Here is a 13,457-nt window from a genome sequence, read left to right on the forward strand (position 1 = left end):
CGGCCGGCGCGATTTTTCGATGGTCGCGGACCTCAACCGCGCTGGCGTTTTTTGCCACCTCCGGCCACTACAATCCCGACCGGCCCGTCGGCGATAGTGTCATTTTCCATGGCGGCGGCGCCGAACCAGCCATGAGCGCGCCTGTCGTACCCCTGGAAGAAAAGGACACCGTTTCAGTCGCCTTTGTGCTGGCCGCCGTGGCGCGGCTCAACGAGGCGCAACGCGGGCGCGCCCTGGCGGCGGCGGGCATCCCGGCCGAGCTGCTGCGCGCGCCGCAGTCGCGCGTGACGGCCGACGCCTTCGCCGCGCTGTGGCTGGCGGTGGCGCGCGAGCTGGACGACGAGTTCTTCGGCCTGGACCGCCGCCGCATGAAGGCCGGCAGTTTCAACATGCTGTGCCGCTCGCTGCTGCCGGCAGGCGACCTGGGGCAGGCGCTGCGGCGGGTGCTGCGCGGCTTCAACTGCCTGCTCGATGACGTGACGGGCGCGCTGGCGCTGCGCGACGACGCGGCTGTGGTGACGGTGGCGCTGCGCATCGAGGACGCCGAGGCGCGGCGCTTCGCGGTGGAAACCTTCCTGGTGCTGGTGCATGGCCTGATGTGCTGGCTGGCCGGGCGGCGCATCCCGCTGCGCTGGGCGCATTTCGCCTACCCGCGACCGGCGCATGCGCGCGAGTACGCGCTGATGTACTCGCCGCAACTGGTATTCGATGCCGAATGCACCGCCATCGCCTTCGACGCCGCGCTGCTGGCGCTGCCGGTGGCGCAGGACGAGCGCAGCCTGAAAACCTTCCTGGCCGCGGCGCCGCGCTCGGTGTTCCTGAAATACCGCAACGAGGAAGGTGTGGCCGCGCGCGTGCGCCGGCGCCTGAAACCTTGCGTGGAGGCCGGCGCGGACTGGCCGCGGCTGGAGGAAGTCGCGGCCGAGATGCACCTGAGCACCAACACCCTGCGCCGCCGCCTGGCGGCCGAGGGCGCGAGCTACCAGGGCCTGAAGGACGCGCTGCGCCGCGACGCCGCCATCCACCTGCTCACCGGCAGCCGCCTGAGCGTGGAAGCCATCGGCGCGCGCCTGGGCTACGAGGACGCCAGCGCCTTTCACCGGGCGTTTCGCAAATGGTTAGGAATGCAACCAGGCGAGTACCGCGCCCGGGCGCATGGGCCTCGGCCGTCCCCGGCGGAGGCCGGCTGAACAAGCGGGCACAGCAATTACGTTGCCGCCGCATCGTCCTTGTCCCGCGGGTTGAAGATCGCCGCGCTTTCAAGTGAACACATGCGGCAGGGCTTCCCGGCCCTGCTTGCCCACCGTTGCCAGAGCCGGCGGACCTTCAACGCCGGTCTGCGGCCCGCTCATGCGGCCGACGCACGACGGTGTGGCCTGACAAGAAGCAGATGCAGCCGGCGCAAGGCCGGGCACGGGCAAGGTTCATCGCGTTGGGAAGGACGGCATCCGGTACGGCGCCGAATGCCACTCACGGGTCACGCCGGAACGACGCTCTCTCCAGACGCCGCCACCGTCAGCGCGCGGGCGAAGGCGTGCGCGTGTCGTTCCGCATCGCGCGGACGAAGGAGTGGACACATGACCGTGACGTTCGAACGGGTCACCCCCGGCATCGCGCTCAGCGGCGACGAGGCCGATCGGCTCAAGGGCGAGATCGGCTCGCAGGTGGAGGCCATGGGCCTGGATGCGGGCAGCATGGCCCGCATCCAGGACTTCAGGGACGACCGGCGCAACCGACGCGCCGTCAGCTACCGGGTGCTCAGTGTCGAGGGCCGCGACGTCGGCGTCGAACTGGTCAGCATGACTTGAACACGAGCGCCGGCCGGCCCGCCGCCACGGGCGCGCGTGCGGCGCCCCGGCCAGCGCACGCTTGGAGGAACGAGCATGTCCCATCAACAAGTGAACGAGAACGCCGTGGCCGCCGCCTTGCAGGGCAACCTGGGCGTGCCCGGCGCTCACCCGATCCTGGAGACGCGCACCGCGCCGCTCCCCTACGCCTACGTCGGCCACGCCGTGCTGCTGGGCCCGCGCGACAACCATGCCGCTGACGACGCGGCCACGGTCTACGAGCACCCGAACTGCAGCACCGGCAGCTTCACGATCGAGCTGCGCAAGACGGGCATGACCGGCACCGACAGGAAATGGGTGGTGGACATCCAGCCCGGCCCGGGCAGTTTCGAGCTCAAGCAGGAGATCGAGCGCTGCATCCACGCCGCCGTGGCCGGGAACTGGGAAGTGCGCTTCTGAGCAGGGTTTCAGGCGAACAGCGAGGAGTAATTCCATGCCGCGCGTCAAATCGTTGCTGTCCCTTCTGACCCTCATCACCCCGCTGTTGACCGGGACGGTGCTGTTCCCGGTGGAATCGATGGCGCAGGACGAGGCGCTGAGCCCGGCGGTGATTTCACAATACTCGGCCAAGCTGGCCGACGCCCGCAAATTGCAGGCCGATATCAAGAGCCGTGTGGCCTGCCTGGATGCACGCGATGCGGAATTGAGCGCGCGGCGCGACAAATTCGAAGTCGCCCTGGGTGATCTTCGCCGGCGCGAGGAGCCGCTCATCGCGGAATTGAACCGGCAGCAGGAGCAGCAGGCTCAATTCAGGACCCTCTACGACACGGAGCGGGAAAACTACGACCGTCAATATAACGAGCTGGTTCATTACCAGCGGCAAAAGTATGCCCAGGAAGAGGAAGTGCGCCGCTGCAAGCGCGATCTGAGCTCGGGCGGCGTGTTCGACTGGTTGACCGACACGAGTTGCGACCTCGCGAACTCGATCGCGCACCTCGTGGGGGCCATTCAATCGGTCGAGGGCAGGATCGATGCCGCGGAAAAGCGGCTTCGAGCGGCGCAGGAAGGCGTCAGGAGCGCGGAACAGAAACTGGATGAGAGCCGGAATGCGCTCATCGCCACCCAGGAGCAATCGGTGCAGGTGCGGGACTCGATCCGTGACACGGAAAATGAAATCTTCCAACTGAAAAGCACGCTCTCCGAGCTCCGCAACGAACTCCAGGTCCACAACGAGCTGTTCGACGATTTCGCGAATGCGCTGGCGCAGGCGCAATCCGTGGACACGGCGGACGCCCGCGCCAGGACCGCGCGGAAAATCGCCCGCATCTCGACCCTGATTGACGAGGCCGTTGGCCAATCCCAGGCCACCATCAACCGCGCCAATTCCATCCTGCCCGCAAATTGGGGGCAGAGCTGCGCAGCGCAGTGAATGGCCATTTTCGTCACACCAATGGGCAAGTCCCCAACCAAGGAGAGACGCCATGGCTGAAGCGGTGAAATTCGAAAGTCGTGAGCAGAAGCTCAACCAGCAGATCGAAACCGAGGTGGCGACCATCCGCAGCAGCGGCGGCACCAAGCTGCCCGGCATCGATGCGCCCATCGTGCGCCACTTCGTTCAGAAAATCGAAGGCACCTACGACGTCGAGCGGGCCAAAACAGATACCGACAACGCCATCGACCTGCTTTATATCGCCTACAACACCACGCCGCAGGAAGAGGGCAGCATCCGCGTGCAGATCAGCGCGATCATGGACAAGCTGATCAAATCCCAGCAGAGCAGCGAACTCACCATGAAGACGGCGATTCGCACCGCCAAGAACATTCTCGACACGCTGGACAGAATTTATCCCGACTGGCTTGACGTCAAGGAAGCCAACGATCCCAAGGAAATCAAGGATTTCGTCAGCAAGGACCTGATCGACCTGGCCAAGGAAATCAAGGAAGAGGCGCTGAGCGTCAGGAATGACCTTCAGGAAATTGCCAACACCTACGATGCGATCATCAAGGACACGGCCGCTGCCACCAAGGACAGCGAGCAGGCCCTGAGTGCGCGGCTGAAGCAGAAGGCGGCAGTCGAAAATGAAATCAACGAGGCGAACGCCAAGCGCGAGCAGCTCGAATCCCTCGTCAAGGATTTACAGGAGGAAGTCGCCAAGTTCGAGAAAATGGCGCGTGATTTCGAAGCCCGGGCCGAAACCGCCGAAAGCCGGGCCTTCGTGATGTCGATCATCCGGGCCGGGGCGCAAATGATATCGGGCGCCATCCCGTCGATTGCGATGGCCGCCGGTGGCGCCGCCTCTTTTCTCGCGGCCTCCACGCTCGGCACGCTCAGCGGGACGTCCGGCGAGAAAAAGGAAGGCGGCGGCAAGGACGGTGGCGGGAAGGACGGCGACAGCACGGCCCAGGTGATCCAGACCAAGAAGCAGATTTCCGACAGGCAGGCCGATCTGAAAGCCGCCGAGACAAAGCGGGAGGAATTGAAAACGAAGATCAAGGGCCTGGAGGCGGAGAAAACCAAGTTGCTGGCTGCCAAGGACGAGGGCCAGGGCAAGAGCGACTCGGGCGCGAAGGCCGAAGGGGCCAAGCCCGAAGCAGCGAAGGCCGAGGATGCAAAGCCGGAACCCGCCGGCGGCGCCGGCAAGCCGCCGGCGGAGGCTTCGACGCCCAAGAAGGATGCCGTGTCCGGCAAGTCCGCCGAAGTGGCGGCGCTGGACCAGCGCATCGCGGACGCCAAGGCCGACCTGAAGACCGAGGAGGACAAATGCTCGGATATAGGCGCGGCCCTGGCCGGCCTGCAGGCCTCGCTCAAGGCGCTGGACCAGAATCTCGGCAAATTGAGCGACGAGCAGCAGCAGCAGGCAGGCAGCCTTCGCAAAATGCAGATGGAAATGCTGGACAAGGTCGAAGCCTACGAAAGGGAAAAGCGTGGCCAGGCGGCGGAGCTGGTCAAGATCAATGCACTGCTCAAAGGCAAGCGCACCGAGGAGGAAACCATCCAGCTGGCCATCAAGTCGCTCAACCTGAGCCTGAGCGCACTGAAGAGAACCAAGGAAATCGTCGAGGAAATCGCGTTCTTCTTCAAATCCTTCGCCGATTTCATGGACCTCGTGGCCAACGAGGCAACGCTGCAGCTCAAGACTTTCGAAAGCGCGGCCGCGACCGAGACCCTGCGCAAGAACCGCCTGGCACAACTCGTCGAATCGACCGACGCCTTCTTCATCAAGCAGGCCGGTGAATGGCATGCCGTGACCATCGTCTCGGACAAGTTCACGCGGAATTTCGCCAACGGCTGGTCGAAGCTCAACAAGCTGAGCGGAACCTATATCAAGGGCGATGAGCTCGCGGCCTATTTGGCCACGGCATCGGCGAAGTTGACGGCGATCGTGGACGAGCGCCAGGCCGCGGCCGACCGCAAGATCGCTGACCTGGACGGCTACCGCGAACAGCTCCGCGCCAGCGTGGCGGCATGACGGCGCAAGCCCTCGCAACGGCGCGCGCGTGACGCCCCAGGGTGCCGGTTCGGCCGGGTCTGCCGGCCTCCGGCACGCCGGCCGAATCCTGGGTCAGGCTGGCCTGGAATCCCGCGGCGCCGATTCACCCCTGCGCCCGTCTCCCGGGGGTTCTCCCCTATACACTCCCGCCTCTTTTTGGGACAGCGCTATCCAACAGGACAGCGTCCAGCAGGACTTTGGTGATGCAACTCGGGATGGTGGGACTGGGCCGCATGGGCGGCAACCTCGTGCGGCGGCTGATGCGCGCCGGGCACGAGTGCGTGGTGTTCGACGCCGACGCCGGCGTGGTGGACAAGCTGGCCGGCGAAGGCGCCGTGCCGGCCGCGGACCTGGACGCGCTGGTGGCGCGGCTGCAGGCGCCGCGCGCGGTGTGGGTGATGCTGCCGCACGGCCGGATCACCGAGGAGACGATCGACGCCCTGGCGCAGCGGCTGTCGCCGGGCGACGTGGTCATCGACGGCGGCAACACGCATTTCCATGACGACGTGCGCCGCGCCGCCGCGCTGCGCGAGCAGGGCCTGGAGTACCTGGACATCGGCACCAGCGGCGGCGTCTGGGGCCTGGAGCGCGGCTACTGCCTGATGATCGGCGGCGAGGCCGCCGTGGTGCAGCGCCTGGCGCCGATCTTCGAGACGCTGGCGCCCGGCGTCGGTGACATCGAGCGCACCCCGGCGCGCACCGGCTCGGTGGAGACCCGCAGCGCCGAGCGCGGCTGGCTGCACTGCGGCCCGGCCGGCGCGGGCCACTTCGTGAAGATGATCCACAACGGCATCGAGTACGGAATGATGCAGGCCATGGCCGAGGGCTTCGACATCATGCGCAGCGCCTCGAAGCCGCAGGTGCCGGCCGAGCGCCGCTACGAGCTGCCGCTGGCCGACATCGCCGAGCTGTGGCGGCGCGGCAGCGTGGTGTCGAGCTGGCTGCTGGACCTGGCCGCCGACGCGTTGGCCGAGAACGAGAGCCTGTCCAACTTCTCCGGCGTGGTGCAGGACTCCGGCGAAGGCCGCTGGACGGTGGAAACCGCCATCGAGGAAGCCGTGCCGGCCGAAGTGCTCACCGCCGCGCTCTACACCCGCTTCCGCTCACGCCAGGACCACACCTACGCCGAGAAGATGCTCTCGGCGCTTCGCTTCAAATTTGGCGGGCACGTCGAGATCAAGAAGTAAGCGGCGGCGCGCGGCACGGCTTCGGCAAAAAAGGCTGTACCGGGCGCGGGCTCAAAGGTCGCGCAGCGCGGCCTCCACTTGCTGCTGGAACGCTTCGGCGTCGCCCAGCGCCTGGGCGTTGAGCAGCGCCAGCTTGACGAGGAACAGCTCGGACTTGTCGCCGGCGGCGTCGATGGCGGTGGCCAGGCGGTCGTAGACCGTTTCCAGGCCGGCGATGTCCAGGGTGGTGTTGGGGGTGGTCATGGGTGGTCTCCTCAGCGCGGCAGGGCGGCGTCGAAAGCGGCTTGCAGCCGGGTGGCGTCGAGCGTGAGCCAGCGGGCGCACACATGCTGGTCGGGGCGCAGCAGGTACGCGCCGCCGCTGGCCTGCACGCCATAGCGCCGGCGCACGTGGCCGTCGGCATCACCCAGCGTCAGGTCCGCGCCGGCCACGGGCTGCGCGGCGCCGATGGCGACGATCTTCAGCGGCACGCCGCGGGCACGCACCGCCTCGACCACCTGCAGCAAGGGCGCCGGGATCGCCTCGGCCTCGGTGAAGTACAGCAGGTCAAAGCCGCCGCCCAGGTGATCGAGCAGGAAGTCGCTGGCGCCCAGCCGCACGTTCTGCGGCGGCGCGCCGTGCGCCGGGCCGGCGCTGAACAGCGCGTTGTCGTCGCCGCGGCTGTTGAGCATCGACTCGGTGTACTCGTGCGGGCGCGAGGTGCGCCAGTGGTAGAGCGGGCGCACGAACTCCTGCGTCAGCGACAGCGACAGCACCGCGTCGCGCAGCAGCTTGAAGCCCCGCGTGGGCGGCGCCATGAAGCGCGTGCTCTTGCCCGCCTCGTCGATGATCTCGCGCGCCGCGCCCACACGCTCGGCGCTGAAGTTGGCCAGCAGCTTGCGCCCGGCCAGCCCCTTGATGACGAAGGCCAGGTGCCAGGCCAGCGACTGCGAGTCCTGGAACGCGGTGTTGGCGCCGCGCACGCCGAAGATGGGCAGCAGGTGCGCCGCGTCGCCGGTGAACAGCACGCTGCCGTGCACGTAGTCGGGCAGCGTCAGGGTGCGCGCCGAGTACACCGAGCACCAGTCCATCTCCCAGCTCGCGCCGGCGTGGCCGATCAGGGCCAGCTGCGCGTCGATGCGCTGCTTCAGCGACTCGGGCCGCAGCGCCTCCTCGGGCGTCTCGCCGGGGGGCAGCTGGTAGTCCACGCGCCAGATGCCGTGCGGCTCGCGGTGCAGCAGCACGGTGTTGCCCGGGTTCCACTCCGGGTCGAAGAAGGCCAGCCGCTCGGTGGGCAGCGGCAGGTCCACGCGGATGTCGGCAATGACGAAGAAGCCCTCGTACGAGGCGCCTTCCATCTGCAGGTTCAGCGCGCTGCGGATGCCGGATCGCCCGCCGTCGGCCGCCACCACCCAGTCGCTCTCCAGCGTGTAGGGGCCTTCGGGCGTGTCCACCTCCAGCCGCGCATAGCCGTCGAGCTGCTCCAGCCGCGTGAGCTTGTTGCCCCAGCGCAGGTCGATCAGGGGGCTGGCCGCGCAGGCGTCCAGCAGGTACTCCTCCAGGTACTGCTGCTGGATGTTGGTCATCGGGAAGAAGCGGTCGTCCGCGTCGTGCAGCGCCTCCATGCGGAACACGCGCTGGCCGCGGTAGAAGGAGTTGCCGAAGCGCCAGGGCAGCCCGTTGTCGGTGATGCGCTGCGCCACCCCCACCTGCTGCAGGATCTCCAGCGAGCGCCGCGTGAACACGATGGCACGGCTGCCCTGCGAGACCTGCAGCTCCGCGCTGAGCAGCACGCTCGCCACGCCCAGCCGCGCGAGCTCCAGCGCCGCGACCATGCCCGCCGGCCCGCAGCCCACGATCACCACCTGCCGGCGCGGCTGCGCGCCATGGGCCGAGGGCAGCCAGGGCTTGAACACCTGGTAGGGGTAGTAGATGGACGGGCGCGGCTCGGTGGTGGGCTTGTGCATGCGGGGTCTCCGGTGTCGTGATGCGCGTCCCTCGATTCGGGACAGGGCTGCATTGCAGCGCAAAAGACGCGAAACATCTGTGCGTACAACTATTTTGGTCCACAGCATCGCCCGGGTCGAGCAGGGCTTCTACTTAGTTGTACGCGCAGATGTTCTTGCGTAAAGTCAAGCCAAGAGCCGGCCCGCGGCATGCGCCGCGCAAGCCGCCAGGACCACCTTCATTCCCCTAGGAGACTTCATGCCCGCCCTCAGCGCCCCGCGCCGCTCGCTCGTTTTCGCCGCCCTGTCGCTGCCGCTGGCGGCCCTGGCCTTTCCCGACAAGACCATCGAGTGGGTGGTGCCTTATCCGGCCGGCGGCGGCTCCGACGTGGTGGCGCGCACGCTGGCCGAGCCCATGGGCAAGGCGCTGGGTCAGACCATCGTCGTCAACAACAAGCCCGGCGCGGCCACCAACATCGGCGCCGATTACGTGGCCAAGGGCAAGGCCGACGGGTACCTCATGCTCACGGCTGACACCGCCACGCTGGCGGCCAACCCGTTCCTCTACTCGAAGCTGTCCTACAACGTCGAGAAGGACTTCGCCCCGGTCGGTCTGATGGCGCGCTTCCCGATGCTGCTGGTGGTCAACACCACCGTGCCCGTGAAGAACCTGGCCGAGTTCACCGCCTGGGTGAAGCAGCAGCCGCAGCCGCCGGCCTACGCCACGCCGGGCTCGGGCAGCCCGCACCACCTGGCCGCCGAGCTGTTCCGCGAGCGTACCGGGCTGAAGTTCACGCACGTGCCCTACCGCGGCGCGGCACCGGCGGTGCAGGACGTCATCGGCGGCCAGGTGCCGTTCATGTTCGCCGACAGCGCCAGCGCCTATCCGCACATCCTCTCGGGCAAGCTGCGCGCCATCGGCGTGGCCAGCCCCAAGCGCGTGGCCGGCTTCGACACCGTGCCCACGCTGCAGGAACAGGGCGTCAAGGGTTTCGAGGCCTACGCCTGGCAGGGGCTGGTGGTGCCGGCGGGCACGCCGGCGCAGGCCATCGCCACGCTGAACAAGGCGCTGGTGTCGGCGCTGCAGAGCACCGCCGTCAAGGCCCGCTTCCAGACGCTGGGCCTGGAAGCCATCCCCAGTTCGCCGACGGAGATGGCCGCCTACGCCAAGAGCGAGCGCGAGAAGTGGGGCCAGGTCATCCGCGCCAACAACATCCGCCTGGACTGACCCGGGCGCGGGCCAGGAGCAGCGCGGCGATGGGCTAAGGTCCACGCCTGTCCCTTGACATCCCTCTGAACCCACGATGCCCGCCAAGAAGGTTGACTTCGAGCTCGACCGCACGGTCACGCACCGCCTGCACACCCTGTCCAAGCTCACCGACCGCGTGAGCCAGGCCGCCTACCTGCAAGAGGCCGGCATTCCGCTCAACGAGGGCCGCTGCCTCGCGGCCGTGGGTGCCTTCGCGCCGCTGTCGGTCAACGACCTGGCCCGCCTGGCCAACCTCACCAAGGGCCAGGCCAGCCGCGCCGCCCAGACCCTGGTGGACCGCGGCTTCGTGGACAAGCAGACCAGCGCCCTCGACGCGCGCGGCGTGGTGCTCCGGCTCACGCCGCTGGGCCAACAGACCTGGCGCCGCGTCAAGGCGCTGATCAGGCGGCGCAACGAGGAGATCGTGGCCTGCCTGGATGCCGCCGAGCGCGAGCAGCTCGACCGGCTGCTGGACCGGCTGGTCGAGCACGCGGTGCTTGCCGCCGGGGACGCATCCGAAGTGGTGGAGTGAGGCCGGCTGCTGCAGGCCGGCACTGAAAAGCAATGAAGCCGGCCTGGGCCCTGCCCGCGCCGGCTTCTTTCCCCAGGCTCGCGCCCCGGGCGGTCAGTCGATCGCAATCCTGCGATCCCTGATCAGCGCTGCCAGCACGCGGCTCTCATCCGCCACCGTCTTGCGGAAGGTCGCGCCTTCCTGCGCCACCGGCTCCACGCCCAGCTCCGCGAAGCGCTGCTTCACCTCCGGCTGCGCCACCGCCTTGGCGATCTCGCGGCCCAGGCGCGCCACCACCTCCGGCGGCGTGGCCGCGGGCGCGAACAGCCCGAACCAGTTGCCCAGTTCCACGCCCTTGACACCCGCCTCGGCCAGCGTCGGCGTGTCCGGGAAGAAGGGCGAGCGCTTGCTGCCGCTCACCGCCAGCAGCTTGGCGCGGCCTTCGCGGATGTGGCTGAAGCCGGTGGCGGGGTCGAAGTAGTAGTCGATCTGGCTGGCCAGCAGGTCCTGCAGCGCCGGCGCGGCGCCGCGGTAGGGCACGTGCACGGCGTCCACGCCGGCCTGCTGCCTGAACAGCTCGCCCACCAGGTGCATCTGCGTGCCCGGGCCGCCCGAGCCATAGGTCAGCTTGCCGGGCTGCGCCTTGGCCAGCTGCACCAGCTCACTCACGCTCTTGACCGGCAGGTCCTTGCGCGCCACCAGGTACAGCTGCGCATAGCCCAGGCTCGCCACCGGCTGCAGGTCGCGTTCGGGATGGAGCGCCGGCTTGAACAGGTGCGGATTGGCGGTCTGCACCGAGATCGGCGCCACCATCAGCGTGTAGCCGTCCGCGGCAGCCTTGCTGACTTCGCTGACCGCCAGGTTGCCGCTGGCGCCGGGCTTGTTGTCCACGATCAGGGTCTGGCCCAGCGCCTTCTGCAGCGGCACGGCCACCACGCGCGCCATCACGTCGGTGGTGCCGCCGGGCGGAAAGCCCACCACCAGGCGGATCGGCTTCGTGGGCCAGGCGGCCTGCTGCGCCATGGCGGGCAGCGTGGCGGACAGCGCGCACAGGGCGGCGGCCTGGAGGAGGTGGCGGCGCGAGCGGGAAGCGGTGGTCATGGCTTGTCTCCGGTAGTGATGTGAGATCGGGCGGCTCTCAGCCGCGGTGCTGAAGGCTGGGCAGCTCGACGCGGCGGATGAGCCGGTTCTCCTGCGCCACGATCAGGTGCTCGGAAGCTTTCAGGTAGGCCGCAAAGGCCGGGTGGCTGTCGCGCAACGCGCTGCGCCGCTCGTACTCCGCTAGGTTTTCGTACGCCCACAGGTGCACGAACTGGTTGAGCGGGCCGACCTGGCTGACATGGAAGCCGAGCGGATGCCCCAGCGTCTCCAGCAGCACCGGCATGGCCAGCCGGTCGAAGACCTCGATGAACTCGTTCATCCTGCGCAGTGCGATGGTGTAGACGCGGTGGTCCACCAGCGGATAACGGCTGGGCTCAGGCCGCATGGCGCAGCTCCTTGGCACGGTCGGCCTGCGGTCGAGAGGGCGATGGCGCGCTCGCCCGCGGCGTCTCCACCCCGGCGATGTGGCGGGCCGTGACGTAGCCGAAGGTCATGATCGGCCCCAGCGTGATGCCGGCGCCCGGGTAGTTGCCGCCCATGACGCTGGCGCGGTCGTTGCCCACGGCGTAGAGGCCTTCGATGGGCGCGTCCCGCGCATCCAGCACGCGGCCGACCACGTCGGTGCGGATGCCGTCGAAGCTGCCGAGGTCGCCCATCACCACCTTGAGCGCGTAGTACGGGCCCGCGCCGATGGGCGCCACGCAGGGGTTGGGCTGCCGCGCCGGGTCCGCCAGGTAACGGTTGAAGCTGGTGCTGCCGCGGCCGAACTGCTCGTCCACGCCGCGCACCGCGCCCTGGTTGTACTCGCGCACCGTCTGCTCCAGGGCGGCGGCGTCGATGCCAGCGCGCTGCGCCAGCTCGGCCGGCGTGCGCCCTTTCACCAGGTAGCCGTTCTTCAGGAAGGGCCGCAGCGGCATGGGCGCCGGCTTGGCGTAGCCCAGACCGTACTTGCGGATGGTGGCCTGGTCGCAGACGAGCCACATCGCCGTCTCGCGCTCGCCCCGGCAGGCCTCGATCATCGCGGCGCCCACGTCGTGGTAGCTCTCGGACTCGTTGCAGAAGCGCTTGCCGTGGCGCGTGACGCCAATGATCCCGGGCTTGTAGCGGTCCAGCAGGTGCGGGAACACGCCCATCCGGCCGTTGGCCAGCGGCACCTTCGACACCGGCATCCATGCCGCCGCGTGCGGGTAGCGCAGCGGCACCGTGCCACCGGCTTGCTCGGCCATGCGCGCGCCGTCGCCGGTGTTGCTCGCGGGCACGGGCGAGACATGCTCGCCGCCGCGGCGCACATGCGGGTAGGCCTGCTTCAGCCGCTCCACGTCATGTGAAAAGCCGCCGCAGGCCAGCACCACGCCGCGGCGGGCACGGATCTCGTATTCGACGCCCGGGCCCTGCACCCGTGCGCCCACCACGCGGCCGTCTTCGATCAGCAGCCCACGCGCCGGCGTGCCGGTGTGAATGGGAATGCCCAGGTCCAGCGCGCTCTTGGCCAGCCGCGCCGCCAGCGCGTTGCCGCTGGTGACGTTGATGCCGCGCCGGTACAGCGCCAGCTCCTTCACATGCTTGGCCAGGCGTTTCACCACGTAGGCGAAGGAGGTCAGCGACTTCGTGGCATTGAAGAAGTGCTTCAGGTCCGCGTTGGAGCTGTTGAACATCATGCCGATGAAGGTGATGGTCTCCAGCGGCGGGCGCAGCCGCGCCATGTCGGCGCCCAGGCCGCGGATGTCGTAGGGCGCGGCCAGGATGGAGCGGCCCACGTCCACGCCGCCCGGCACCGTGGGGTGGTAGTCCGGATAGAGCGTGGGCACAAATTTCACCGCGGTCTCGCGCTCGAAGAACTCCACCATCTCCGGCGCCTTGTCCAGGAAGGTCTCGACCGCCGCCGCGTCGTAGCAGGTGCCGGTCTCGTTCCTCATGTACTGGCGCGCGGCCTCGCGGGTGTCCTGGATGCCGGCCGCTTTGGCATGCGGGTTGCCGGGAATCCACAGCACGCCGCCGGAGAAGGCGGTGGTGCCGCCGAAGACGCTGTCCTTCTCGATCACGACCACGTCCAGGCCGTGCTTCTTCGCGGTGATGGCGGTGGACAGGCCTCCGGCTCCGGAGCCGATGACGAGCAAATCGCAGTGCTGCGTCGCGGATTGGTTGATGGCGCCCATGCGGCAGCCCTCCCGTGTGAGGAGATGATTCAGGTTGAGGAAGAAACCGG

13 protein-coding genes are annotated in these 13,457 nt (G+C 68.4%); 8 read left to right on the forward strand and 5 right to left on the reverse strand.

All coding sequences use genetic code 11. The features are described 5' to 3' along the window. Positions 1-131 precede the first annotated feature (131 nt). From HHL10_RS23645 to gnd, 6 genes are all read left to right on the forward strand, one after another. Complete coding sequence (locus tag HHL10_RS23645) at positions 132-1,190, forward strand: AraC family transcriptional regulator (protein WP_169162870.1); 1,059 nt, start codon at positions 132-134, stop codon at positions 1,188-1,190. Between the two features lie 387 nt (positions 1,191-1,577). After that, a complete protein-coding gene (locus HHL10_RS23650; protein ID WP_169162871.1) occupies positions 1,578-1,808 on the forward strand; it encodes a hypothetical protein in 231 nt (76 codons plus the stop codon). Positions 1,809-1,883: 75 nt separating this feature from the next. After that, complete coding sequence (locus HHL10_RS23655; protein WP_169162872.1) at positions 1,884-2,246, forward strand: hypothetical protein; 363 nt, start codon at positions 1,884-1,886, stop codon at positions 2,244-2,246. 34 nt (positions 2,247-2,280) lie between these two features. After that, positions 2,281-3,216, forward strand: coding sequence for a hypothetical protein (locus HHL10_RS23660; protein ID WP_169162873.1), 936 nt, complete (start codon positions 2,281-2,283; stop codon positions 3,214-3,216). A gap of 52 nt (positions 3,217-3,268) precedes the next feature. Continuing rightward, entirely contained in the window at positions 3,269-5,257 is a 1,989-nt protein-coding gene (locus HHL10_RS23665; protein WP_169162874.1) for a tyrosyl-tRNA deacylase, read from the forward strand. Between the two features lie 224 nt (positions 5,258-5,481). Further along, positions 5,482-6,465 carry a phosphogluconate dehydrogenase (NAD(+)-dependent, decarboxylating) gene (gnd, locus tag HHL10_RS23670; RefSeq protein ID WP_169162875.1) on the forward strand — a complete coding sequence of 328 codons (984 nt, stop codon included), beginning with the start codon at positions 5,482-5,484 and terminating at the stop codon, positions 6,463-6,465. Positions 6,466-6,516: 51 nt separating this feature from the next. Here the strand turns inward: gnd and HHL10_RS23675 are convergent, their stop codons facing one another. Then, complete coding sequence (locus HHL10_RS23675) at positions 6,517-6,708, reverse strand: DUF2783 domain-containing protein (RefSeq protein ID WP_169162876.1); 192 nt, start codon at positions 6,706-6,708, stop codon at positions 6,517-6,519. Positions 6,709-6,719: 11 nt separating this feature from the next. Next, the gene (locus HHL10_RS23680) at positions 6,720-8,411 is read right to left on the reverse strand and encodes an FAD-dependent monooxygenase (protein ID WP_169162877.1); all 1,692 of its coding nucleotides are present in this window, start codon (positions 8,409-8,411) and stop codon (positions 6,720-6,722) included. 238 nt (positions 8,412-8,649) lie between these two features. On the opposite strand from HHL10_RS23680, the gene HHL10_RS23685 reads away from it, so the two are divergent. Beyond that, on the forward strand, positions 8,650-9,618 hold the full coding sequence (locus HHL10_RS23685) for a Bug family tripartite tricarboxylate transporter substrate binding protein (RefSeq protein ID WP_169162878.1): 969 nt from the start codon (positions 8,650-8,652) through the stop codon (positions 9,616-9,618). A 76-nt stretch (positions 9,619-9,694) separates the two neighbouring features. Further along, on the forward strand, positions 9,695-10,171 hold the full coding sequence (locus HHL10_RS23690) for a MarR family winged helix-turn-helix transcriptional regulator (RefSeq protein WP_169162879.1): 477 nt from the start codon (positions 9,695-9,697) through the stop codon (positions 10,169-10,171). 93 nt (positions 10,172-10,264) lie between these two features. Here the strand turns inward: HHL10_RS23690 and HHL10_RS23695 are convergent, their stop codons facing one another. Genes HHL10_RS23695 through HHL10_RS23705 form a run of 3 tightly spaced genes read right to left on the reverse strand, consistent with a single transcriptional unit; the run spans position 10,265 to position 13,407 of the window. Then, positions 10,265-11,251 (reverse strand): Bug family tripartite tricarboxylate transporter substrate binding protein, encoded by a 987-nt coding sequence (locus tag HHL10_RS23695; protein WP_169162880.1) that lies wholly within the window; start codon positions 11,249-11,251, stop codon positions 10,265-10,267. A gap of 37 nt (positions 11,252-11,288) precedes the next feature. Then, positions 11,289-11,636, reverse strand: a complete 348-nt coding sequence (locus HHL10_RS23700) for an NIPSNAP family protein (RefSeq protein WP_169162881.1) — start codon at positions 11,634-11,636, stop codon at positions 11,289-11,291. Continuing rightward, the gene (locus HHL10_RS23705) at positions 11,626-13,407 is read right to left on the reverse strand and encodes an FAD-dependent oxidoreductase (protein WP_169162882.1); all 1,782 of its coding nucleotides are present in this window, start codon (positions 13,405-13,407) and stop codon (positions 11,626-11,628) included. Before HHL10_RS23705 ends, HHL10_RS23700 begins: the two co-directional genes overlap by 11 nt. Positions 13,408-13,457 lie beyond the last annotated feature (50 nt).

Origin of the sequence: Azohydromonas caseinilytica (assembly GCF_012927045.1) — a bacterium.
Taxonomy (GTDB): domain Bacteria; phylum Pseudomonadota; class Gammaproteobacteria; order Burkholderiales; family Burkholderiaceae_C; genus Azohydromonas; species Azohydromonas caseinilytica.

Coding starts and splice junctions, on each gene's coding strand:
- HHL10_RS23645 (WP_169162870.1), top strand. CDS start 132: ATGAGCGCGCCTGTCGTACCCCTGGAAGAAAAGGACACCGTTTCAGTC.
- HHL10_RS23650 (WP_169162871.1), top strand. CDS start 1,578: ATGACCGTGACGTTCGAACGGGTCACCCCCGGCATCGCGCTCAGCGGC.
- HHL10_RS23655 (WP_169162872.1), top strand. CDS start 1,884: ATGTCCCATCAACAAGTGAACGAGAACGCCGTGGCCGCCGCCTTGCAG.
- HHL10_RS23660 (WP_169162873.1), top strand. CDS start 2,281: ATGCCGCGCGTCAAATCGTTGCTGTCCCTTCTGACCCTCATCACCCCG.
- HHL10_RS23665 (WP_169162874.1), top strand. CDS start 3,269: ATGGCTGAAGCGGTGAAATTCGAAAGTCGTGAGCAGAAGCTCAACCAG.
- gnd (WP_169162875.1), top strand. CDS start 5,482: ATGCAACTCGGGATGGTGGGACTGGGCCGCATGGGCGGCAACCTCGTG.
- HHL10_RS23675 (WP_169162876.1), bottom strand. CDS start 6,708: ATGACCACCCCCAACACCACCCTGGACATCGCCGGCCTGGAAACGGTC.
- HHL10_RS23680 (WP_169162877.1), bottom strand. CDS start 8,411: ATGCACAAGCCCACCACCGAGCCGCGCCCGTCCATCTACTACCCCTAC.
- HHL10_RS23685 (WP_169162878.1), top strand. CDS start 8,650: ATGCCCGCCCTCAGCGCCCCGCGCCGCTCGCTCGTTTTCGCCGCCCTG.
- HHL10_RS23690 (WP_169162879.1), top strand. CDS start 9,695: ATGCCCGCCAAGAAGGTTGACTTCGAGCTCGACCGCACGGTCACGCAC.
- HHL10_RS23695 (WP_169162880.1), bottom strand. CDS start 11,251: ATGACCACCGCTTCCCGCTCGCGCCGCCACCTCCTCCAGGCCGCCGCC.
- HHL10_RS23700 (WP_169162881.1), bottom strand. CDS start 11,636: ATGCGGCCTGAGCCCAGCCGTTATCCGCTGGTGGACCACCGCGTCTAC.
- HHL10_RS23705 (WP_169162882.1), bottom strand. CDS start 13,407: ATGGGCGCCATCAACCAATCCGCGACGCAGCACTGCGATTTGCTCGTC.